The 19,933-nt window shown below is 72.4% G+C and carries 22 protein-coding genes; 11 read left to right on the top strand and 11 right to left on the bottom strand.

The window, feature by feature from the left end; translation table 11 throughout:
* Positions 1-162: 162 nt before the first annotated feature.
* The 4 genes from ACE3QY_RS12845 to ACE3QY_RS12860 are packed head-to-tail and all read right to left on the bottom strand — an operon-like array spanning position 163 to position 3,642.
* Positions 163-558 (bottom strand): universal stress protein, encoded by a 396-nt coding sequence (locus ACE3QY_RS12845; protein WP_374456422.1) that lies wholly within the window; start codon positions 556-558, stop codon positions 163-165.
* Positions 555-2,123: a tripartite tricarboxylate transporter permease gene (locus ACE3QY_RS12850; RefSeq protein ID WP_374456423.1), complete on the bottom strand. Its 1,569-nt coding sequence runs from the start codon at positions 2,121-2,123 to the stop codon at positions 555-557. The genes ACE3QY_RS12845 and ACE3QY_RS12850 overlap by 4 nt, the downstream gene beginning before the upstream one ends.
* Positions 2,123-2,650 (bottom strand): tripartite tricarboxylate transporter TctB family protein, encoded by a 528-nt coding sequence (locus ACE3QY_RS12855; protein WP_374456424.1) that lies wholly within the window; start codon positions 2,648-2,650, stop codon positions 2,123-2,125. The genes ACE3QY_RS12850 and ACE3QY_RS12855 overlap by 1 nt, the downstream gene beginning before the upstream one ends.
* The gene (locus tag ACE3QY_RS12860) at positions 2,647-3,642 is read right to left on the bottom strand and encodes a Bug family tripartite tricarboxylate transporter substrate binding protein (RefSeq protein WP_374456425.1); all 996 of its coding nucleotides are present in this window, start codon (positions 3,640-3,642) and stop codon (positions 2,647-2,649) included. The genes ACE3QY_RS12855 and ACE3QY_RS12860 overlap by 4 nt, the downstream gene beginning before the upstream one ends.
* A gap of 115 nt (positions 3,643-3,757) precedes the next feature.
* Here ACE3QY_RS12860 and ACE3QY_RS12865 point away from each other — a divergent pair, with 115 nt between their 5' ends.
* From ACE3QY_RS12865 to ACE3QY_RS12880, 4 genes are all read left to right on the top strand, one after another.
* Positions 3,758-5,401 carry an ATP-binding protein gene (locus ACE3QY_RS12865; RefSeq protein WP_374456426.1) on the top strand — a complete coding sequence of 548 codons (1,644 nt, stop codon included), beginning with the start codon at positions 3,758-3,760 and terminating at the stop codon, positions 5,399-5,401.
* Positions 5,398-6,072, top strand: a complete 675-nt coding sequence (locus ACE3QY_RS12870) for a response regulator (RefSeq protein ID WP_374456427.1) — start codon at positions 5,398-5,400, stop codon at positions 6,070-6,072. The genes ACE3QY_RS12865 and ACE3QY_RS12870 overlap by 4 nt, the downstream gene beginning before the upstream one ends.
* A 78-nt stretch (positions 6,073-6,150) precedes the next feature.
* Complete coding sequence (locus ACE3QY_RS12875; protein ID WP_374456428.1) at positions 6,151-7,629, top strand: AlkA N-terminal domain-containing protein; 1,479 nt, start codon at positions 6,151-6,153, stop codon at positions 7,627-7,629.
* 1 nt (position 7,630) lies between these two features.
* Positions 7,631-8,113 carry a methylated-DNA--[protein]-cysteine S-methyltransferase gene (locus ACE3QY_RS12880; RefSeq protein ID WP_374456429.1) on the top strand — a complete coding sequence of 161 codons (483 nt, stop codon included), beginning with the start codon at positions 7,631-7,633 and terminating at the stop codon, positions 8,111-8,113.
* A gap of 7 nt (positions 8,114-8,120) precedes the next feature.
* On the opposite strand, the gene ACE3QY_RS12885 is transcribed toward ACE3QY_RS12880, so the two are convergent.
* Both ACE3QY_RS12885 and ACE3QY_RS12890 read right to left on the bottom strand, forming a co-directional pair.
* Complete coding sequence (locus ACE3QY_RS12885) at positions 8,121-8,705, bottom strand: TIGR03086 family metal-binding protein (protein WP_374456430.1); 585 nt, start codon at positions 8,703-8,705, stop codon at positions 8,121-8,123.
* A gap of 180 nt (positions 8,706-8,885) precedes the next feature.
* Complete coding sequence (locus ACE3QY_RS12890) at positions 8,886-9,608, bottom strand: IclR family transcriptional regulator (RefSeq protein ID WP_090972091.1); 723 nt, start codon at positions 9,606-9,608, stop codon at positions 8,886-8,888.
* A 76-nt stretch (positions 9,609-9,684) separates the two neighbouring features.
* Between ACE3QY_RS12890 and leuC the strand changes: the two genes are divergently transcribed.
* The 3 genes from leuC to ACE3QY_RS12905 all read left to right on the top strand — a co-directional run bounded on the left by leuC (position 9,685) and on the right by ACE3QY_RS12905 (position 12,539).
* Positions 9,685-11,097 (top strand): 3-isopropylmalate dehydratase large subunit, encoded by a 1,413-nt coding sequence (leuC, locus tag ACE3QY_RS12895; protein WP_374456431.1) that lies wholly within the window; start codon positions 9,685-9,687, stop codon positions 11,095-11,097.
* A 48-nt stretch (positions 11,098-11,145) separates the two neighbouring features.
* Positions 11,146-11,745: a 3-isopropylmalate dehydratase small subunit gene (leuD, locus tag ACE3QY_RS12900; RefSeq protein WP_374456432.1), complete on the top strand. Its 600-nt coding sequence runs from the start codon at positions 11,146-11,148 to the stop codon at positions 11,743-11,745.
* 116 nt (positions 11,746-11,861) lie between these two features.
* On the top strand, positions 11,862-12,539 hold the full coding sequence (locus ACE3QY_RS12905; protein ID WP_374456433.1) for an HU family DNA-binding protein: 678 nt from the start codon (positions 11,862-11,864) through the stop codon (positions 12,537-12,539).
* Positions 12,540-12,568: 29 nt separating this feature from the next.
* Here ACE3QY_RS12905 and cofC read toward each other — a convergent pair whose 3' ends face one another.
* A complete protein-coding gene (gene cofC / locus ACE3QY_RS12910) occupies positions 12,569-13,243 on the bottom strand; it encodes a 2-phospho-L-lactate guanylyltransferase (protein ID WP_374456434.1) in 675 nt (224 codons plus the stop codon).
* A gap of 133 nt (positions 13,244-13,376) precedes the next feature.
* On the opposite strand from cofC, the gene ACE3QY_RS12915 reads away from it, so the two are divergent.
* Positions 13,377-14,162 (top strand): lysophospholipid acyltransferase family protein, encoded by a 786-nt coding sequence (locus tag ACE3QY_RS12915; RefSeq protein WP_374456435.1) that lies wholly within the window; start codon positions 13,377-13,379, stop codon positions 14,160-14,162.
* Positions 14,159-15,160: an NAD(P)H-dependent glycerol-3-phosphate dehydrogenase gene (locus ACE3QY_RS12920; protein ID WP_374456436.1), complete on the top strand. Its 1,002-nt coding sequence runs from the start codon at positions 14,159-14,161 to the stop codon at positions 15,158-15,160. The genes ACE3QY_RS12915 and ACE3QY_RS12920 overlap by 4 nt, the downstream gene beginning before the upstream one ends.
* A gap of 194 nt (positions 15,161-15,354) precedes the next feature.
* Here ACE3QY_RS12920 and ACE3QY_RS12925 read toward each other — a convergent pair whose 3' ends face one another.
* On the bottom strand, positions 15,355-16,443 hold the full coding sequence (locus ACE3QY_RS12925) for a PLP-dependent aspartate aminotransferase family protein (protein WP_374456437.1): 1,089 nt from the start codon (positions 16,441-16,443) through the stop codon (positions 15,355-15,357).
* A gap of 32 nt (positions 16,444-16,475) precedes the next feature.
* Here ACE3QY_RS12925 and ACE3QY_RS12930 point away from each other — a divergent pair, with 32 nt between their 5' ends.
* Positions 16,476-17,621 carry a D-alanine--D-alanine ligase family protein gene (locus ACE3QY_RS12930; protein ID WP_374456438.1) on the top strand — a complete coding sequence of 382 codons (1,146 nt, stop codon included), beginning with the start codon at positions 16,476-16,478 and terminating at the stop codon, positions 17,619-17,621.
* Positions 17,622-17,634: 13 nt separating this feature from the next.
* On the opposite strand, the gene ACE3QY_RS12935 is transcribed toward ACE3QY_RS12930, so the two are convergent.
* The gene (locus tag ACE3QY_RS12935; protein ID WP_374456439.1) at positions 17,635-18,147 is read right to left on the bottom strand and encodes a DUF3515 domain-containing protein; all 513 of its coding nucleotides are present in this window, start codon (positions 18,145-18,147) and stop codon (positions 17,635-17,637) included.
* Between the two features lie 20 nt (positions 18,148-18,167).
* Entirely contained in the window at positions 18,168-18,404 is a 237-nt protein-coding gene (locus ACE3QY_RS12940; protein ID WP_091196254.1) for an Lrp/AsnC family transcriptional regulator, read from the bottom strand.
* 118 nt (positions 18,405-18,522) lie between these two features.
* Here ACE3QY_RS12940 and ACE3QY_RS12945 point away from each other — a divergent pair, with 118 nt between their 5' ends.
* The gene (locus ACE3QY_RS12945) at positions 18,523-19,485 is read left to right on the top strand and encodes a thiamine-phosphate kinase (protein WP_374456440.1); all 963 of its coding nucleotides are present in this window, start codon (positions 18,523-18,525) and stop codon (positions 19,483-19,485) included.
* A gap of 54 nt (positions 19,486-19,539) precedes the next feature.
* Here ACE3QY_RS12945 and rpmB read toward each other — a convergent pair whose 3' ends face one another.
* Positions 19,540-19,725, bottom strand: coding sequence for a 50S ribosomal protein L28 (gene rpmB, locus ACE3QY_RS12950; protein ID WP_056602600.1), 186 nt, complete (start codon positions 19,723-19,725; stop codon positions 19,540-19,542).
* Between the last annotated feature and the right edge of the window lie 208 nt (positions 19,726-19,933).

The following is a 19,933-nucleotide window of genomic DNA, read 5'->3' on the forward strand; positions in this document are numbered from 1 at the left end:
CCCCAGGTGGGGCCAGCCCTGGGCCCAGCTCCTCCGCGCCCCCTCGACCGCCCGCGTCCACCGGCTCCCACTGAACGCTAGAGCGCGGGGGCCGCACCGTCCTCACCCGTGACGGGCGAGGCGGTACGGCCCCGGCGCTGCGCCTGCTAGGGGCGGACCCGCTCAGGTCTTCGGCTTCACCGCCGTCACCGCACACTCGGCGCCGAGCAGGATCCGCTGGGCGACGCTGCCCATCAGCAGCTTGCCCACCGGCGAGCGGCGGCGCAGGCCGATCACGATGAGGTCGGCGGCAACCTCATCGGCCACCGCCAGCACCTGGTCGCCGACGTCGGCGCCCATCGAGCGGCGTACGTCGACGGTGATCCCGGTGTCGGCGAGCTCCTGGGACAGCCGCGCCAGCTGGTCGCTGTCGGCGTAGCGCTCGTCGACGAGGGCGTCACCGCGGGTGGCGTTGACCACCACGATGCCGCCCTCGCGCAGCCTGGCCTCCTCGACCGCCCGCGCCAGCGCGGCCTCGCCGTACTCGTCGGGCGTCCACCCGACCACGATCGTCGTCATCGCCGTGCCTCCTCGTTGCCCGGGTTGTCGGCTGCGTCGTCCTCGACCCTGCCAGATGCGTCGACGGAGGGCACCACCCCGGCGGGTCGCACCGCGCGGAGCACGATCGGGACGACGACCACGACGGCGACCACGACGTAGATCACCACGCCGAGCGGCTCGCTCCACAGCGCGGAGACGTCGCCACGGGACAGCGTCATCGCCTCCCGCAGCTTCGTCTCCATCAGCGGCCCGAGGATCACGCCGAGGATGAGCGGCAGCACCGGCAGCCCGAACCGCCTCATCATCAGGCCCAGCAGGCCGAGCAGGAGCAGCAGGAACAGGTCGAACGGCTCGATGTTCGCGGCGTACGAGCCCAGGGCCGCGAAGAAGAGGATGCCCGCGTAGAGCTGGGGCCGCGGGATCCGCAGCAGCTTGGCCCAGAGCGGCGCCAGCGGCAGGTTGAGCACGAGGAGCAGGACGTTGCCGATCAGCAGGCTGGCCAGCAGCGCCCACACCAGCTCGGGCTGGTCGGTCATCAGGCTCGGCCCGGGCTCGATGCCGTAGCCCTGGAGCGCGGCGAGCATGACCGCCGACGTCGCCGTCACCGGGAGGCCGAGGGCGAGCAGGGGCACGAAGGTGCCGGCTGCGGAGGCGTTGTTGGCCGCCTCCGGGCCCGCGACGCCCTCGATGGCACCCTGCCCGAACTCGTCGCGGCCCTTGCGGGCGGCCAGTCGCTTCTCGGTGATGTACGACAGGAACGTCGGGATCTCGGCGCCGCCGGCCGGCAGCGCGCCGAACGGGAAGCCGTACGCCGTGCCGCGCAGCCACGGCCCCCACGACCGCCGGAGGTCCTGGCCGTTCATCCACGGACGGCCGACCGGGATGACGTGCGCCGGGTTGCGGCGCAGGTGCGCGGCGACCCACAGCGCCTCGCCCAGGGCGAAGATGCCGACGGCCACGACGACCACGTCGATGCGACCGGCGAGCAGCGGCTGGTCGAAGCTCAGCCGCGTCTGCCCGGTGTTGAGGTCGAGCCCGACCAGGCCGATGGTGAGGCCGAGGAACAGCGAGATGAAGCCCCGCAGGGCAGAGCCGCCGAGCACGCTGGTCACCATGATCATCGCGAGCACCATCAGCGCGAAGTACGACGGTGCGCCGATGTCGACGGCGACCGACGCAAGAGCCGGGGCGAAGAAGACCACCAGCAGGGTGCCGATCGTGCCGGCGATGAACGAGCCGATGGCCGCCGTCGCCAGGGCCTGCGCCGCCCGGCCGGCGCGTGCCATGAGGTTGCCCTCGAGGGCGGTCATCACGGAGGCGGACTCGCCGGGCGTGTTGAGCAGGATCGCCGTCGTCGAGCCGCCGTACATGCCGCCGTAGTAGATGCCGGCGAACATGATGAAGGCCGAGATCGGGTCGAGGCCGTACGTCACCGGCAGCAGCAGCGCGACCGCCATGGCCGGGCCGATGCCGGGCAGGACGCCGACGAACGTGCCGAGGAGCACGCCGATGGCGGCGTAGAGGAGGTTCTCCGGGGTGAGGACGGCGCCGAAGCCGTCCACGAGCAGGCCGAGGTTGTCCATCAGAGCACCCCGTCCAGGATCCCGGCCGGGAGGATCACGCCCAGGCCCTCGTGGAAGAAGTACCAGGTGCCCACCGAGAGCACGAAGCCGACGATGACGTCGCGGACCAGGGTGCGGCTGCCGAGCGACCAGGCCGCCCCGACGAACAGCACCGCTCCGCTGACCGCCCAGCCGAGGAAGGAGACGGTCAGCACGGTGAAGAGCAGCACGCCGGCCAGCTTGGCCACGGTGAGCCAGTCGGCCGGGTGGCGCAGGTCGACGTCCTCGCCGCCCTCGGCCTCCGGCACGTCACCACGGAGCGTGGCCACCACGAGGAGCAGGCCCAGGGCGACCGTGACCGCGCCGATGACGTAGGGGAACAGGCGCGGTCCGACCGGGTCGGCGAAGCCGACCCGCAGCGTGGTGGCGTCGTAGAAGGTGTAGCCGCCCACCACGACCAGCAGTGCCGCGAGGCCGAGCTGCGCGAGGTCCCGGCGTCCGGGCTCCGTGGCGGTGGGGGTGTCGGGGGTGTCGAGTGGTGTGCTCACAGCAGGTCCAGCTCCTCGAGGGTGGTGGCGACGCGCTCGTCCTGCTCCTGCAGGAAGGCGGTGAAGTCGTCGCCGGTCTTGAACTCGTCGATCCAGCCGTTGTCCTCGAGGGCCTGCTGCCACTCGGGGGTCTCGTGCATCTCCTCGAGCATCCCGATGAGCTCCTCGCGTCGCTCGTCGCTGATGCCCGGGGGCGCGAAGACGCCGCGCCAGTTGGTGAAGACCAGGTCGATGCCGGCCTCGGTCAGGGTGGGCGCCTCGCTGATGCCCTCGCCCTCGAGCCTCTCCTCGCCGGACACCGCGAGCAGCCGCAGCTCACCCGAGGACAGCTGGCCCTCGAACTCGCCGACGCCCGAGAAGCCGACGTCGATCTTGTTGCCGAGCAGGGCGGTGGTCAGCGGGCCGCCGCCGTCGTACGGCGCGTAGGTCAGCTCGCGCGGGTCCACGTCGACCGCCGAGGCGAGCTGCATCGGGAAGAGGTGGTCGGGTCCGCCGGGGGAGGAGCCGCCACCGAGGATGACGGCGCCCGGGTCGTCCTGCCAGGCCTCCACGAGGTCGTCGATGGTCTTGAACGGCGAGTCCGCCGGGACCAGCACGCCCTCCTGGTCCTCGATCAGCTGCGCGAGCGGCGTCGCGTCGTCGAGCTTGTAGGGGACGGCGAAGGAGTAGAGCGACCCGACCACGCCGAGGCCGGCGGTCATCATGGTGCGCTCGTCGCCCTCGGCGTTCATCAGCCGCGTCATCGCGACCGAGCCGCCGGCGCCGATCACGTTGGTCACCTCGAACGAGCCACCGGTGATGTCGCCGTCCTCCAGCACCGCGACCGCGGCCCGACCCGTCTGGTCGTAGCCGCCGCCGGGGCTGTTGGGGATCAGCATCGTCATGTTGCTGCTCTGCGGGCCGCGGGTCACCCCGCAACCGGTCGCCAGCACCAGCGCGCTGGCGAGGGCCACGACGGTGGCGAGCGTTCGCCTCGTCCTCTGGCGCACCATGTGCACTCCCATCTCTCAGGTCTGCGGACGGCCACCGACGGGTGGCCGACCAGACGATGGTGGAGACTTCGTGTGGCGGCCGTCACTCTTGGGAAAGCAATGGAGGTTGTGGAACTTGTGGTCACGCTCGCGCTGGTGGCCGGCAACCCTCGCCGGCCAGTTCCTGGTGCTCCAGCTGACGGTGCTGCTCGCCGTCGTCGCAGCGGCGAGCGTGGTCTCGCTGCAGCAGAGCGACGCCGACTTCCAGAACACGCGCGGCGCCCGGCTCCGGGCGGCGGCGGAGGCGATGGCGAACACCGAGCCCGTCCGTGACCCGTTCGTCGACGGCACCGTCGCGAGCCGGCGGGTGTCGCTGATCTCCTACACCCAGCGGGTGCGCAACAACCTCCAGGCCAGCGGGGTCTACCTCGCCGACCCCGACGGCGTCGTCATCGCGAGCAGCGACTTCGTGGGCCGGAACCGTCGCATCGACCTCGACGGCAGCACGGTCCAGCAGGGGCGCCCCTGGACGGGCGACGTCGACGACTTCGGCGAGCCCGCGATCGCGGCCCAGGTGCCGATCATCGACGACGACCTCCAGCTGGTGGGGATCGCGATGGTGGCGCAGACCTACCCGACGTGGGGCGAGCGGATCCGTGGTGTGCTGCCCGACCTGCTGACCTTCGCGGGGCTGGGTCTCGGCCTGGGCGTGGCAGGCTCGCTGCTGCTCTCGCGCCTCATCCGGCGGCGTACGCGGGGGCTGGAGCCCGCCGCCATCGCCGCCCTCGCAGACCAGCGCGAGGCCTTGCTCCACGCGATCCGCGAAGGGGTCGTGGCGGTGGCCACCGACGGCACGGTGACGGTCTTCAGCGACAGCGCCCGCGAGCTCGTCGGCCTCGACGGTCCGGTCGAGGGGCGACGCGTGGACGAGCTCGACCTCGACCCCGCGCTGCGCGGCCTGCTGACCGACGACGCGGAGATCCGCGACCACGTCGTGGTCCTCGGCGACCGGGTGCTGGTGGTGAACCGCAACGCCGTCCACGAGGGCGGCCGGCGGGTGGCCTCGGTGACGACGCTGCGCGACCGCACCGAGCTGCTCGCGCTCCAGAGCGAGCTCAGCGCGCGCGAGTCGATCACCAACACGCTGCGCGCGCAGACGCACGAGTTCCACAACCAGCTCCACACGATCTCCGGCCTCGTCCAGCTCGGGGAGTACGACGAGGTGTCGAGGCTCGTCGGCACCCTGAGCCGGCGTCGCGCCCAGATCACCGACGCGGTCACCGCCCACGTCGAGGACCCGACCGTCGCGGCGTTGCTGATCGCCAAGACCAGCCTCGCCTCCGAGCGGGGGGTCGACCTGGTCGTCACGCCCGACAGCGACCTGCCCCGTCTCGACCCGGAGGCGTCGACCGACGTCGGCACGGTCCTGGGCAACCTGGTCGACAACGCCGTGGACGCCTCGGTCGGTGCCGGCGGGAGCTCCGTCGAGGTCACCCTGCACCACGACGGCGACGTCGCGCAGCTGGCCGTCGCCGACACCGGTCCGGGTGTGCCGCCCGAGCTGGTGGGGGAGATCTTCCGCCGCGGCTGGAGCTCCAAGGCGCCGACCGTCGGCGGGCGGGGTGTCGGGCTGGCGCTCGTGCAGGTGGTCTGCGAGCGTCGGGGCGGCTCCGTCACCGTGCGTGCCGGAGCCGACGGGACAGGAGCCGTCTTCGAGGCGGAGCTGCCCGGTGCCCGGGTCGACGTCGATGCAGGAGCGGATGCAGGGGTGGACGCATGAGCGACCTCGCGGTGCTCGTGGTCGACGACGACTTCATGGTGGCACGGATCCACACGCAGTTCGTCGAGCGCACGCCCGGCTTCAGCGTCGTCGGGGTCGCGAGCACCGGCCAGGCTGCACTCGACGACGTGGCCCGGCTGCGACCCGACCTCGTGCTGCTCGACGTGCACCTGCCTGACATGACCGGCATCGAGGTGCTGCGCCGGCTGCGCGCCGGTGGGGACGACGTCGGCGTGCTGGTCGTGACGGCGGCCCGCGAGGCCGACACGGTGCGCGCGGCCGCCGCCGGGGGAGCGGTCCACTACCTCGTCAAGCCCTTCGACTACGACGACCTCCGCGTGCGGCTGGAGTCCTTCCGCACCGCGCTGCTCGCCCTGAAGGGCGCCTCGGCTCCGGGCCAGGACGACATCGACGCGGTCTTCGGTGCGGCCGCACCTGCTCCCGCGGCCTCGCTGCCCAAGGGCCTCAGCCCGGAGACCGCCGACGCGGTGGAGGCCGCCCTGCGCGACGCCGGCGAGCTCTCGGCTGCCGAGTGCGCCGACGCCGTGGGCATCTCGCGCGTCTCCGCGCGGCGCTACCTCGAGCACTTCGTGGCGCGGGGCGTGGTCGTCGTACGCCTGCAGTACGGCGGGGGCGGACGCCCCGAGCGGCGCTTCCGGGTCACCACCTGACGCACGTGTCCGGAAGACGCGCGTCGTCGTGTCCGTTTTCCGCTGGTACGACGACGCGGCCGGGGTCAGGATTGACCCATGACGCCGACCGGACACCTCGACACCGAGGCCTGCTACCGCGCGGTCCAGAGCCGGGACCGCCGCTTCGACGGGGTGTTCTACACGGCGGTGCGCACGACCGGGATCTACTGCCGCCCCTCCTGCCCGGCGCGGACGCCCGCAGCCGCCAACGTCACCTTCCACGCGACGGCCGCCAGCGCCCACGCGGCCGGCTACCGCGCCTGCAAGCGCTGCCTGCCCGACGCGACACCGGGCAGCCCGGAGTGGGACGTGGCCGCCGACGTGGCCGGCCGGGCGATGCGGCTGATCGCCGACGGCCTGGTCGACCGTGAGGGCGTCGACGGCCTCGCCCGCCGCGTCGGCTACACGCCCCGCCACCTCGGCCGGCTGCTCACCCAGGAGCTCGGTGCGACACCGCTGTCGCTGGCCCGCGCCCGGCGTGCCCAGAGCGCGCGCGTGCTGATCGAGACCACCGACCTCCCGCTCACCGACGTGGCCTTCGCCGCGGGCTTCGCGAGCGTGCGCCAGTTCAACGAGACCCTGCGCGAGATCTACGCCGCCTCGCCCACCGAGCTGCGTGGACGGCGTGGCCGCGTGCCGACCCGTGGCACCGTCACCATGCGGCTGCCGGTCCGCACTCCCTACGACGGCCGCGCGCTCTTCGACTTCCTCGCCGTCCGTGCGGTGCCGGGCGTCGAGGTGGTCCGGGACGGCTTCTACGCCAGGACGCTGCGGCTGCCGCACGGCCACGGCACGGTCGAGCTGCGGCTCCCCGACTCCGACACCGTCGGCGAGACGGCGACGGCCGAGGCGACGTTCGCGCTGAGCGACCTGCGCGACCTGAGCGCCGCCTCCGAGCGCACCCGCCGGCTGCTCGACGCCGACTGCGACCCGGTCGCCGTCGCCGCGGCCCTGGGCGACGACGACGTGCTCGGTCCGGTGGTGCGCAGCGCGCCCGGCCTCCGCGTCCCCGGCCACGTCGACGGCGAGGAGGTGGCGGTCCGCGCGGTGCTCGGCCAGCAGGTCAGCGTCGCGGGCGCCCGCACGGTGGCCGGCCGGTTCGTCGAGCAGTGGGGCGAGCCCGTGGAGACGGACGTGCCCGGGTTGACGCACCTGTTCCCGTCGAGCGCGGCCCTCGCGGCGCAGGACCCCGAGGCGCTGCCGATGCCGCGGGCGCGCGGCCGGGCGCTCGTCGGGATGTGCGCCGCCCTCGCGGCCGGCGACATCGTGCTGGACCGCGGCGCCGACCGCGACGTCGTACGCACCGCGCTGCTGGCCCTGCCAGGGATCGGCCCGTGGACGGCCGACTACATCGCCCTGCGGGCGCTCGGCCACCCCGACGTCTTCCTGCCGACCGACATCGGCATCCGCGACGCACTCCGCGCGCTCGGGCAGGACCCGGGCCGCGCCGCCGACCTCGGCGACCAGTGGCGGCCCTGGCGCTCCTACGCGCAGGTGCACCTCTGGAACACTCTGACCCGGACCAAGGAGAACTGACATGTGGACCGTGATGCCCTCGCCCGTGGGCGACCTGCGGATCGTCGAGCGCGACGGCTCGATCGTGGCGATCGAGTTCTCCCCGTTCCGGCCGCCTGCTGACGGCCGCCCCCTCGGCGAGCGCTCCGACAGCGAGCCGGTGCTCGTGGAGGCAGCGCGCCAGCTGACGGCGTACTTCGCCCGGGAGCTCACCCACTTCGACCTCCCGCTCGCCCCTGCCGGCACCGACTTCCAGCGTCGGGTCTGGCAGCAGCTGGAGAAGATCGAATACGGCGAGACCGCGTCCTACGGCGAGATCGCCGGCCGCCTCGGCATGACCAACGCGGCCTCCCGCGCCGTCGGCCTGGCCAACGGCCGCAACCCGATCCCGATCGTGGTGCCCTGCCACCGCGTCATCGGCGCCAACGGCACCCTCACCGGCTACGCCGGCGGGCTGCCGCGCAAGCAGCAGCTCCTCGAGCTGGAGCAGGACGCCCTGTTCTGACGGCGTTCTAGTCCGCGGACCACTGCGGGTCGCGGCCCGACCTCGCGAGCACCTGCTCGAACGCCGATGCGTCGGGGCCAACGGTCACCGACGGCCCGAACAGGCCGGGGGTGCCGCCCTCGTCGAAGCCACCGACGAACGCCATGCAGGCGCCGGCCGTCGCGTCGTCGCAGTCGTAGGCCTGGCCGGTGGCCCGGGCGAGGTCCCACCCGTGCAGCACGATCTCGTCCAGCGCCACCAGCCCGCCGACCTGTCCCGGCAGGTCGACACCACCGGCGCGGGTCATCCCCTCCCACGCGCCCGGCTCACGCCACGCGGCGACCAGCGCCGGGACGTGCTCGCCCAACGCCTCGCGCCAGCCGGGCGGCGCCTTCGGCCACCCGTCGCCGTCCGGGTTGGTGTCGGTGAGCGGACCAAGGTCCTTCTCGGCGGCCGCCCGGAAGGCCACGACCAGCCCGGTGAGGTGTCCGATCAGCTGGCCGACGGTCCGCCCCTCGCACGGCGTCGGCGCCCCGAGCTGGTCGTCGCCGACGTTGGCGGAGACGGCGAGCAGCCGCTCGCCTGCGGGCCCGAGATCCACGAGGTCTGCCATGCCTCCACCCTGCCCGAGATCCCCGGCCGCCGGAAGGTGGCGGCAGATTGCGACGGAAGCGTGCCTGTGGCTGCGATGTGCCGCCACCCCGGGGTGGTCCGCCGTCAGGGGGTGGCGGCAGATTGCGTCGGAAGTGTGCCTGGGGCTGCGATGTGCCGCCACCTTCCGGCAGCAGGAGGCCTACTCGGACGCCGCGCGACGGAGGGACTCGGAGAGGCGGTCGGCGGCGGCGAGCACGGCGGGTGCGTGCATCCGGCCGGGCTGGCGGGAGAGGCGCTCGAGCGGGCCGGAGACCGACACGGCGGCGATCACCTTGCCGCCGGGGGAGCGGACCGGGGCGGAGACGGAGGCGACGCCCTGCTCGCGCTCGCCGACCGACTGCGACCAGCCGCGGCGGCGGATGCCGGACAGCGCGGTGGCGGAGAAGGCGGCGTTCTGGAGGCCGCGGTGCATCCGCTCCGGGTCCTCCCACGCGAGCAGGATCTGGGCGGCGGAGCCGGCGTTCATGGTGAGCTGCGAGCCGACCGGGATGGTGTCGCGCAGTCCGGAGGGGCGCTCGGCCGCGGCCACGCAGACGCGGTGCTCACCCTGGCGGCGCCACAGCTGGGCGGACTCGCCGGTGATGTCCCGCAGCCGGGCCAGGACGGGGCCGGCGGCGGCGAGCAGCCGGTCCTCGCCGGCGGCGGCGGACAGCTCGGCGAGGCGGGGTCCGAGGACGAACCGTCCCTGCATGTCGCGGGCGACCAGCCGGTGGTGCTCGAGGGCGACGGCGAGACGGTGGGCGGTGGGTCGGGCCAGGCCCGTCCCGGCGACGAGCCCGGCCAGGGTGGCCGGTCCTGCCTCGAGGGCAGCAAGCACGAGGGCGGCCTTGTCGAGTACGCCGACGCCAGATCCGTTGTCCATATGCCGATATTCTCATCTCAGGGAGTGGGATGCAAGCCTAGAGTCGTACCACCGCCTGACCAGAAGGAGATTCGTCGTGGGCAAGACCCTGTCCGAGAAAGTGTGGGACGAGCACGTCGTCCGCAGCGCGGCCGGAGAGCCCGACCTCCTCTTCATCGACCTCCACCTCCTCCACGAGGTGACCTCGCCGCAGGCCTTCGACGGCCTCCGCCTCGCCAACCGCACCGTCCGCCGTCCCGACCTGACCCTCGCCACCGAGGACCACAACGTGCCGACGGTCGACTGGGACAAGCCGATCGCCGACCCGGTGAGCCGCACCCAGGTCGAGACGCTGCGCAAGAACGCCGCCGACTTCGGCGTACGCCTCCACCCGCTCGGCGACGTCGAGCAGGGCATCGTCCACGTCGTCGGTCCGCAGCTCGGGCTCACGCAGCCCGGCATGACGATCGTCTGCGGCGACTCGCACACCTCCACCCACGGTGCCTTCGGCGCCATCGCGTTCGGCATCGGCACGTCGGAGGTCGAGCACGTGCTCGCGACCCAGACGCTGACCCAGGCGCGCCCGAAGACCATGGCCGTGACGGTCAACGGCAGCCTGCCCGAGGGTGTCACCGCCAAGGACCTCGTCCTCACGCTCATCACGCACACCGGCACCGGTGGCGGCCAGGGCTACATCGTGGAGTACCGCGGCCAGGCCATCGAGGAGCTCTCGATGGAGGGCCGGATGACGGTCTGCAACATGTCGATCGAGTGGGGCGCCAAGGCCGGCCTGATCGCGCCCGACCAGACGACCTTCGACTACATCGAGGGCAAGCCCGAGGCGCCGAAGGGCGCCGACTGGGACGCCGCGGTCGCGCACTGGCGGACGCTGCGCACCGACGACGACGCGGTCTTCGACGCGGAGATCGTGCTCGACGCGTCGACGATGACGCCTTTCGTCACGTGGGGCACCAACCCCGGTCAGGGCGCTCCGCTCGGCGCGACCGTCCCGAGCCCCGACGACTTCGACGAGCCCAACGACAAGGTCGCGACCGAGAAGGCCCTGCAGTACATGGGCCTCGAGGCCGGCACCCCGCTGCGCGAGGTCAAGGTCGACACCGTGTTCGTCGGCTCGTGCACCAACGGCCGCATCGAGGACCTGCGCCTCGCGGCGTCGATCCTGGAGGGCCGCCACGTGGCCGCCGACACCCGCTTGCTCGTCGTGCCGGGCTCGGTGCGCGTACGCCTGCAGGCCGAGGCCGAGGGTCTCGACAAGGTCTTCACCGCCGCCGGCGCCGAGTGGCGCGGCGCGGGGTGCTCGATGTGCCTCGGCATGAACCCCGACCAGCTCGCGCCGGGGGAGCGCAGCGCCTCCACCTCCAACCGCAACTTCGAGGGCCGGCAGGGCAAGGGTGGACGTACGCACCTGGTGTCCGTCCCGGTCGCCGCCGCCACCGCGGTCCGCGGCACCCTCTCGTCGCCCGCAGACCTCCCCGCCCTCGGCGGTTGAGGTGCGAGCGCAGCGAGCCTCGAAACCACGTCTGACCAGGAGCAGCTGATGGACAAGTTCACGACCCACACCGGCGTCGGCGTGCCGCTGCGGCGCAGCAACGTCGACACCGACCAGATCATCCCGGCGGTGTACCTCAAGCGGGTCACCCGCACCGGCTTCGAGGACGGCCTGTTCGCGGCCTGGCGCAACGACCCCGACTTCGTGCTCAACGACCCGACGTACGCCACCGGCTCGGTGCTCGTCGCCGGCCCCGACTTCGGCACCGGCAGCTCGCGCGAGCACGCCGTGTGGGCGCTGCAGAACTACGGCTTCAAGGTCGTCATCTCCTCCCGCTTCGCCGACATCTTCCGCGGCAACTCCGGCAAGGCCGGCCTGCTCGCGGCCCAGGTCGACGAGAAGGTCGTGCAGCGCCTGTGGGACTGGCTCGACGACAACCCGGGCGGCGAGATCACCGTCGACCTCGAGAGCCGGACCGTCCGCGCCGGCGCCGGTGAGGACGCGATCGAGGACTCCTTCGACATCGACGACTACACCCGCTGGCGGCTGCTCGAGGGCCTCGACGACATCGGCATCACCCTCGGCCACGAGGAGGACATCGCGTCCTTCGAGGCGGCTCGACCGAGCTGGAAGCCCGCCACACTCTGAAAAAACCCCGGAAAATAAGGGCGATGGTGATTGTCCTCACCCTTCCATGTGCCTAGCGTGCCCAGCAGAGGGTCGAGCACGAGCTCGGCATCCATGGTTCATTGGAAGGGAAGCTAGTGAACAAGTCAGAGCTCATCGACGCGCTCGCGGCGCGTTACGAGGGGAACCGCAAGCAGGCGGCCCACGCACTGGAGTCGGTCCTCGACACCATCACGCGCGAGGTCGCCAAGGGCGAGAAGGTGGCGATCACCGGCTTCGGCTCCTTCGAGAAGGCCGTGCGCAACGCCCGTTGGGTCCGCAACCCGCAGACGGGTGAGCGGATCAAGTCCAAGAAGAAGTCCGTGCCGAAGTTCTCCGCAGGCAAGGAGCTCAAGGACGTCATCTCCGGCGCGAAGAAGCTGCCGAAGCTGACCGCGGCCACCATGCCCAAGCCGCCGAGCGTGCGCGCCGTCGCCGGTGCCGTCACCGGTGCGACCGCCAAGAAGTCCGCGCCGGCCAAGACGGCTCCCCCCGCCAAGACCGCTGCGGCCAAGAAGTCGGCGCCCGCCAAGAAGGCCGCTCCGGCCAAGAAGACCGCGACTGCCTCGAAGAGCACGGCCTCCAAGAGCACCGCGTCGAAGACCGCCGCCAAGAAGGCTCCGGCCAAGAAGGCCACGCCCGCCAAGAAGGCGCCGGCCAAGAAGACCGCCGCTGCCAAGGCCCCCGCCAAGAAGGCGGCCCCGGCCAAGAAGACCGCTGCGAAGAAGGCTCCCGCGAAGAAGGCGCCGGCCAAGAAGACCGCGAAGAAGTCCTGACCCGCAGCTCTCTGCGATCCGTGGGCGGGTCACCCCGAGGGGGTGGCCCGCCTTTCGCTTGCCCGCGAGGTGTGCGGGCCGACCCCGGTGACGAGGGCGGCGCCCAGGTCGGCGAAGTCGTCGACGTCCGTGCGCACGCTGCTCGCGTCGGCGCCGACCTCGACGGCGCCCGCCTCGGCGTGCAGCGCCGCCGAGTCGACCCCGAAGCTCGGCGTGAAGCGGTCGGCTGGCGCGGCGTAGAGCGTCGTCCCCACTCCGGCCCGGTCCCGCACGAACGCCGATCGACCGTCGATGACCAGGCCGACAACGTCGGCGAGCACGACGGCGAGCTCGTCGGGGCGCAGCGCCGGGAGGTCCGCGCACAGCGCGACCGGCACGGCGTGCGGCCAGCGTCGTACGACCTCGGCGGCTCCCTGCACGAGGGTCGCGTTGAGGTCCTCGCTGGCACCGTCGGGCACCACCTCGCAGCCGAGCTCGCGCACCGTCCCGGCCAGCCGGAAGTCGTCGGTGACGACGAGGACGGCCTCGACGCCGGGCGTCGCAAGCGCTGCCTCGACGGTGTCGAGGGCGAACGCCTGGGCCAGCTCGCGGCGTTGGTCGTCGGTGAGCCCGACCAGCCGGGACTTGCCGAACGCGGGCGGCTTGACGGGTACGACGACCACGCAGGGTGGGCGCTCGGCTGCAGGGGTCTGGGGGCTGGACATCACGCCGATCCTCCCATCCGAGACCAGCGCGCCGCTGCGGTCCCCGGGCACGTGGGAGCGAGTAGCCTGCTCGCGACGCAGGGAGCGTCCCGGGCCCGGGGGGGCCCGACGGGAGCAACGGGAGAGGTGACGGGTGCGCGTCAGGAAGCTGGAGCGGAAGCGCGGCTGGGCCTTCACGGTCGCGGCGTCGATCCTCAAGCCGACGTTGCTGACCGCCACCTCCCGCACCTGGATCGACGGCGAGAAGATCCCGGCCACCGGCGGCTGCATCATCGCGATCAACCACATCTCGCACGTCGACCCGCTGTTGTCCGCGCACTTCGTCTACGACCACGGCCGGCTGCCGCGCTACCTCGCGAAGTCCGGCCTCTTCAAGAACAAGTACCTCGGCGGCTTCCTCACCTCCGCAGGCCAGATCCCGGTGGAGCGGCTCACCCGCAACGCGATCGGGGCGTACGACGCCGCGGTGCGCGCGATCGGCGACGGCGAGTGCATCATCATCTACCCCGAGGGCACGCTGACCCGCGACCCCGACCTGTGGCCGATGAAGGGCAAGACCGGCGCCGCCCGGATCGCCCTCGCCACCGGCTGTCCGGTGATCCCGGTCGGGCAGTGGGGTGCGCAGGAGGTCCTGCCGCCCTACACCAAGACACCGCACCTGGTGCCGCGCAAGAACATCGTGATGAAGGCCGGCGACCCCGTGCAGCTCGACGACCTCGTCGCCGGTCCGCACACCCCGGAGGCGACCGCCCGGGCGACTGAGCGGATCATGGCCGCCATCACCGAGCTCGTGGAGGACCTGCGCGGAGGCACCGCGCCGGCCGAGCGCTTCGACCCGCGGCAGCGCGGCGTACGAGAGACCGGGAACCCCAACGATCCGGGGACGTCCAGCAAGACCAGGAGGAAGCGCACCCGATGACGAAGATCGCAGTGTTCAGCGCAGGCTCGTGGGGCACCGCCTTCTCGCTGGTCCTCGCAGACGCCGGCAACGACGTCTCGCTGTGGGCGCGACGCGACGAGGTGGTCGAGGCGATCAACGGTCGCCGCGAGAACACCGACTACCTCCCCGGCATCGAGCTGCCGCCCTCCATCAGCGCGTCGTCCGATCCCGAGCAGGTCGCGAAGGACGCCGACGTCGTGGTGCTCACCGTCCCGTCGCAGAGCCTCCGGGAGAACCTCACCAGCTGGGCGCCGATCATCCCGGAGAAGGCGACGCTGGTCTCGCTGATGAAGGGCGTCGAGCTCGGCACCCTGATGCGGATGAGCGAGGTGATCCACGAGGTGACCGACGCCGATCCCGACCGGATCGCCGTGGTCAGCGGCCCCAACCTCGCCCGTGAGATCGCCCGCCGCGAGCCCGCTGCGTCGGTCGTCGCCTGCACCGACGAGGAGCGCGCCAAGCAGATCCAGGCGATCACCCACGGTCCGTCCTGGCGTCCCTACACCTCCGTCGACGTGCTGGGCTGCGAGATCGGCGGCGCCTACAAGAACGTCGTCGGCCTCGCCGTCGGCATGGCCGTCGGGCTGGGCTTCGGCGACAACACGACCGCCTCGGTGATCACCCGCGGGCTCGCCGAGACCGCCCGCCTTGCCACCGCGCAGGGCGCCAACCCGCTCACCCTCATGGGCCTCGCCGGCCTCGGCGACCTCGTCGCGACCTGCTCCTCGCCCCTCTCGCGCAACCGCACCTTCGGCGAGCGCCTCGGCCAGGGCATGACCACCGAGGAGATCTACGCCTCCACCCGCCAGGTCGCCGAGGGCGCCAAGTCCTGCAAGTCCCTCCTCGCCCTCGCCCAGCAGACCGGCATCGACGCCCCCATCGCCGAGGCGGTCGACGCCGTCGTCGACGGCCGGATGACCGCGCAGGACATGATGAACTCCTTCATCGCCCGCGACACCAAGGCCGAGACGGACTGAAAGGGGCCGCACCGGCCCGGCCTCCCCAGCCCACGCGCTCGGCGCCCGACGTCGTCTGGACTGAGGAGCGAGCGAGTGCGACGAGCGCAGCGAGGCAGCTCGGGAGCGACGAGGGAAGACGACGTCTTCAGGGGCGCCGAGCACGCGCGAGCGGAGCGAGCGCCAAAAAGCACCGTCCCCAGCGCGAAGCAGCCCTAACCCACGCAACCGTCCAACGCGGTGCGGAGGTCGTCCCAGAGGTCTTCCACGTCCTCGACGCCGACGGAGAGGCGGACCAGGCCGTCGGGGATGGTGGCGGCCTCGGCCTTCCAGCGGCGGCGGCGCTCGAGGGTCGACTCGACGCCGCCGAGCGAGGTGGCGTGCACCCAGAGACGCGTCTTGCGGCTGAGGAGGTCGGCGGCCATCTCGCCCTGGGCGAGCACGATGCTGACGATGCCGCCGAAGCCGGGGTAGCGGACCTCGGACAGCGCGGGGTGCTCGGCGAGGCGTCGTACGAGCTCCTGGGCGTTGGCCTGCGCCCGCTCGACCCGGAGGTGGAGGGTGCGCAGGCCGCGGAGGGTCAGCCACGCCTCGAACGGCCCGGGGATGGCGCCGATGAGGTCGCGGCGGCCCTTGAGCACGCCGTACAGCTCGTCGTCGCGGGTGACGATCGCGCCCATCTGCACGTCGGAGTGGCCGGCGAGGTACTTCGTGGCCGAGTGGACGACGAGGTCGACGTCGTCCTCGAGTGGCCGCTGCAGCAGGGGAGTGGCGAAGGTGTTGTCGACGACGACGTAGGCCCCTGCCTCGTGGGCGGCGGCGGTGATCGTCGCGATGTCCGCGACCTCGAGGGCGGGGTTGGTCGGCGACTCCAGCCAGACCAGCGCGGCGTCGGCACACGCGGCCACGACGGCGTCGGTGTCGGTGATGTCGACCAGCTCGGCCCGCAGCCGGCCGCGCGCCTCGAGGTCGGCCAGCTGCATGATCGTGCCGGTGTAGGCGTGCCGGGGCACGACGACCTTGCCGTCGGCGCCGACGAGGTCGAGGACCGTCGCGGCCGCCGCGAGGCCCGAGGCGAACGTGAGGCACCGGCCGCCCTCGAGCGCCCCCAGCGCGTCCTCGAGCGCCGTCCAGGTCGGGTTGCCGTAGCGGCCGTACTCGACGTCCCCACCCGCGACGTAGGTCGCGGCCATCGTGATGGGCGCGTTGAGCGGTGCGTCGGGCGTCTTGTCCGGGCGGCCGGCCGTGACGGCCAACGTGGAGAGGGCCAGCGTCGCGGGCCGGGGCGGAGAGTCTGCAGCCATGCGCGCCAGCGTAGGTGGATAGGGTCGAGGCGATGAACCACACCTCCCCTGACAAGACCCCTGGCCCAACCGCGCGGAAGCCGCGCGTCGCGGTCGTCTTCGGCGGACGCTCGTCCGAGCACGGCATCTCGTGCGTCACTGCGGGCAGCGTGCTGGCCGCGATCGACCGCGACGTGTACGACGTGGTGCCGGTCGGGATCGCCACCGACGGCCGGTGGGTGCTGGAGGCCGACGAGCCCACCCGCCTCGCCATCCGGGGCAGCGAGCTCCCCGAGGTCGACGCGGACCGCTCGCCGGTCGCCCTCATGGGCGCGACGACCGGGACCGACCTGGTGGTCACCGAGCCGTCGAGCGTGCCGTCGGTGATCGGTGAGGTCGACGTGGTCTTCCCGCTGCTGCACGGGCCCTGGGGTGAGGACGGCACGCTCCAGGGGATGCTCGAGATGGCGGCCGTCCGCTACGTCGGGTCCGGTGTGCTCGCCTCGGCCATCGGCATGGACAAGGCCTACATGAAGGTCGTCCTGCAGGCCGCCGGGCTCCCGGTGACGCCCGGCATCGTGGTCACCCGCTCGGAGCTCGAGCAGGACCCCATCGGCGTACGGGCGCGGGTCGAGGAGCTCGGCTTCCCGTCGTTCGCCAAGCCCGCGCGCGCCGGGTCGAGCATGGGGATCAGCAAGGTCCACGACGCCTCGGAGATCGAGGAGGCGCTCGAGGAGGCCTTCCGTCACGACCCCAAGGTGCTCGTCGAGCAGTCGATGGAGGGCGCCCGCGAGGTGGAGTGCGGCGTCCTCGGCACCCTCGAGGGCCCGCCGGAGACCTCCCGCCCCGGTGAGGTGCGCACGGGCGGCGACCACGAGTTCTACGACTTCGAGGCCAAGTACCTCGCCGACCAGCACACCGAGATCGACATCCCCGCCGACCTCCCGGCGGAGACCGAGCAGGAGCTGCGGGCCATGGCGGTCCGCGCGTTCGAGGCGCTCTCCTGCGAGGGCCTTGCGCGCGTCGACTTCTTCGTGATGCCCGATGGGTCGCTGGTGATCAACGAGCTCAACACCATGCCGGGCTTCACGCCGACCTCGATGTACCCCCAGCTCTGGGCCGCTACGGGGATGGCCTACCCCGAGCTCGTCGACCGGCTCGTGCAGCTCGCGCTGAAGCGCGACACCGGGCTCCGCTGAGCCCGAGAAGGGGTCAGAGGCAGGAGAGGCCCTCGCCGAGGTGCTTCTTCAGCACCGGGGCCAGCTCGGCGAGGGCTCGGTCGATGCCCTCGGTGCGGTGGTCCTCGGGCACCAGCACCTCGACGTACGGCGTGCGGCTCAGGGCGATGGCCGTGGCGTCCTCGGTCAGGTCGGAGAGCTGGTCGTCCGGGACGTACCACCCGACTCCCTCGACCACGTTGCACTCCGCGGTCGGCTCGTAGCCCGACGGCTCGGGCACCCCGCACGTGAGGACGTACGCCGGATCGCCCCAGGCCGCGCCCAGTGCGTCGTCCGGGTCGACCGAGCGGCGCACCTCGCCGGCCAGGGTGTCGGGCAGGTCGTCGACCAGCGCCTCGCAGGCCGCGCCGTCGGCGCGGGAGAGGTCCTGCTCCTGGATCGGCACCCGTCCGGGGGAGCAGGCGGCGAGCAGCGCGGTGCCGACGACGGTCGCAGACACGACGACGCCCCGGCCCCAGGAGGAGCCGAGGCGTCGTCGCAGGTGCACGTGTGTCAGATGAGGCGCGCTCAGATGTGGACGACGGGGCAGGTCAGCGTGCGGGTGATGCCGTCGAGGTTCTGCACCTTCGACACCACGAGCTTGCCCAGCTCGTCGACGTTCTTGGCCTCGGCGCGGACGATCACGTCGTAGGGACCGGTGACGTCCTCGGCGAGGGTGACGCCGCTGACCTGGGCGATGGCCTTGGCCACCTCGGCGGCCTTGCCGACGTCGGTCTGGATCAGGATGTAGGCCTGGACGACCATCGTGGACTCCTCGGTCTCGTTTCAGCGGGTGTGACCGGGCCAACCTACCGCGCGACGCGGGCGACCCGACAGGGGCCGGGTGACTGTGGTCACCGGCCCGGTCTGGTGGGATGGACCCATGGCCCTCACACCTGACGCAACCCTTGGTGAGGTCGGCGAGTTCGGCCTGATCTCGGAGCTCATCTCCCAGTTCGGCGAGATCTTCGAGGGCGACGAGCACGTGCTGGTCGGACCCGGCGACGACGCTGCCGTGCTGCGGATCAAGCACGGCCACGTGGTCGTCTCGAGCGACCTCATGGTCGAGGGTCGTCACTTCCGCCGCGACTGGGCGAGCGCGGCCGACGTCGGCCACCGCGCGGCCGCGCAGAACCTCTCCGACATCAACGCCATGGGCGGCACCGCGCGCCACCTCACGATCGGACTCGCCGCCCCCGCCGACCTGCCCGCGGCCTGGGCGCTCGACTTCGCGCGCGGCTTCGCCGAGGAGTGCGCGAGCGTCGGTGCGACCGTGGTCGGGGGCGACCTCACCCGGGCCGACCAGGTGATGATCGCGGTCACCGTGCTCGGCCAATGCTTCCAGTCGCCGGTGCTGCGCTCGGGGGCCCAGCCCGGCGACGTGCTCGCACTCACCGGCCGGCAGGGCTGGGCCGCGGGCGGGCTCGCCGTCCTCGGTCGCGGCTTCCGCTCGCCGCGGGTCCTGGTCGAGGCCTACCGCCGCCCCGAGCCGCCGTACGCCGCAGGCAAGGTGGCCGCCGAGGCCGGTGCCACCGCCCTGATCGACGTCTCCGACGGCCTCGTCTCCGAGGCCGGGCACCTCGCCGAGGCGAGCGGCGTCGCCATCGACGTACGTCGAGACGCCTTCGAGATCCCGGAGCCGCTGCAGGCGGTGGGGGCCGCGCTCGGCGCCGACCCGATGCAGTTCATCCTCTCCGGCGGCGACGACCACGCCCTCCTCGCCACCTTCCCCGACACCGCGTCGGTCCCCGCGGGCTGGCAGGTCGTGGGCGAGGTGCGCGCGGGGGAGGGCGTCACCGTCGACGGCGCGGAGTACGACGGCCCCACCGGCTGGACCCACTTCTGAACGACGAAGCCCCCGCCGCAGAGCGACGGGGGCTTCGACGAAGAATCTGTCAGGTCAGCGCGAGACCTTGCCGGCCTTGAGGCAGCCGGTGCAGACGTTCAGGCGCTTGGGCGTGCCGTTGACGGTCGCCCGGACGCGCTGGATGTTGGGGTTGAAACGACGCTTGGTGATCTTGCGCGACCAGGGACGGTTGTTTCCGAAGCCCGGCTTCTTGGCGCAGATGTCGCAGACGGCAGCCACCGTGCACTCCGATCCGTTCGAGGTTGATAGATGTTCAAGGTCCGTCGCCGCTGGAGGCGGCAACAGGCAACCGCGCAAGAGTAGCCGAGGACCCGCGGCGAGATGAAATCGCAGCAGCGTCGGATCCGGGCACTACCCTGTGGCGCGCACCACAGTGGCGCGAGCGCCACCGCAGTGCAGATCCCATACTGCCCCAGATCCTGCCCAG

It is taken from the genome of Nocardioides sp., from assembly GCF_041913365.1.
GTDB lineage: Bacteria > Actinomycetota > Actinomycetes > Propionibacteriales > Nocardioidaceae > Nocardioides.

Coding starts and splice junctions, on each gene's coding strand:
- ACE3QY_RS12845 (WP_374456422.1), bottom strand. CDS start 558: ATGACGACGATCGTGGTCGGGTGGACGCCCGACGAGTACGGCGAGGCC.
- ACE3QY_RS12850 (WP_374456423.1), bottom strand. CDS start 2,123: ATGGACAACCTCGGCCTGCTCGTGGACGGCTTCGGCGCCGTCCTCACC.
- ACE3QY_RS12860 (WP_374456425.1), bottom strand. CDS start 3,642: ATGGTGCGCCAGAGGACGAGGCGAACGCTCGCCACCGTCGTGGCCCTC.
- ACE3QY_RS12870 (WP_374456427.1), top strand. CDS start 5,398: ATGAGCGACCTCGCGGTGCTCGTGGTCGACGACGACTTCATGGTGGCA.
- ACE3QY_RS12875 (WP_374456428.1), top strand. CDS start 6,151: ATGACGCCGACCGGACACCTCGACACCGAGGCCTGCTACCGCGCGGTC.
- ACE3QY_RS12880 (WP_374456429.1), top strand. CDS start 7,631: ATGTGGACCGTGATGCCCTCGCCCGTGGGCGACCTGCGGATCGTCGAG.
- ACE3QY_RS12885 (WP_374456430.1), bottom strand. CDS start 8,705: ATGGCAGACCTCGTGGATCTCGGGCCCGCAGGCGAGCGGCTGCTCGCC.
- ACE3QY_RS12890 (WP_090972091.1), bottom strand. CDS start 9,608: ATGGACAACGGATCTGGCGTCGGCGTACTCGACAAGGCCGCCCTCGTG.
- leuD (WP_374456432.1), top strand. CDS start 11,146: ATGGACAAGTTCACGACCCACACCGGCGTCGGCGTGCCGCTGCGGCGC.
- cofC (WP_374456434.1), bottom strand. CDS start 13,243: ATGTCCAGCCCCCAGACCCCTGCAGCCGAGCGCCCACCCTGCGTGGTC.
- ACE3QY_RS12920 (WP_374456436.1), top strand. CDS start 14,159: ATGACGAAGATCGCAGTGTTCAGCGCAGGCTCGTGGGGCACCGCCTTC.
- ACE3QY_RS12925 (WP_374456437.1), bottom strand. CDS start 16,443: ATGGCTGCAGACTCTCCGCCCCGGCCCGCGACGCTGGCCCTCTCCACG.
- ACE3QY_RS12930 (WP_374456438.1), top strand. CDS start 16,476: ATGAACCACACCTCCCCTGACAAGACCCCTGGCCCAACCGCGCGGAAG.
- ACE3QY_RS12940 (WP_091196254.1), bottom strand. CDS start 18,404: ATGGTCGTCCAGGCCTACATCCTGATCCAGACCGACGTCGGCAAGGCC.
- ACE3QY_RS12945 (WP_374456440.1), top strand. CDS start 18,523: ATGGCCCTCACACCTGACGCAACCCTTGGTGAGGTCGGCGAGTTCGGC.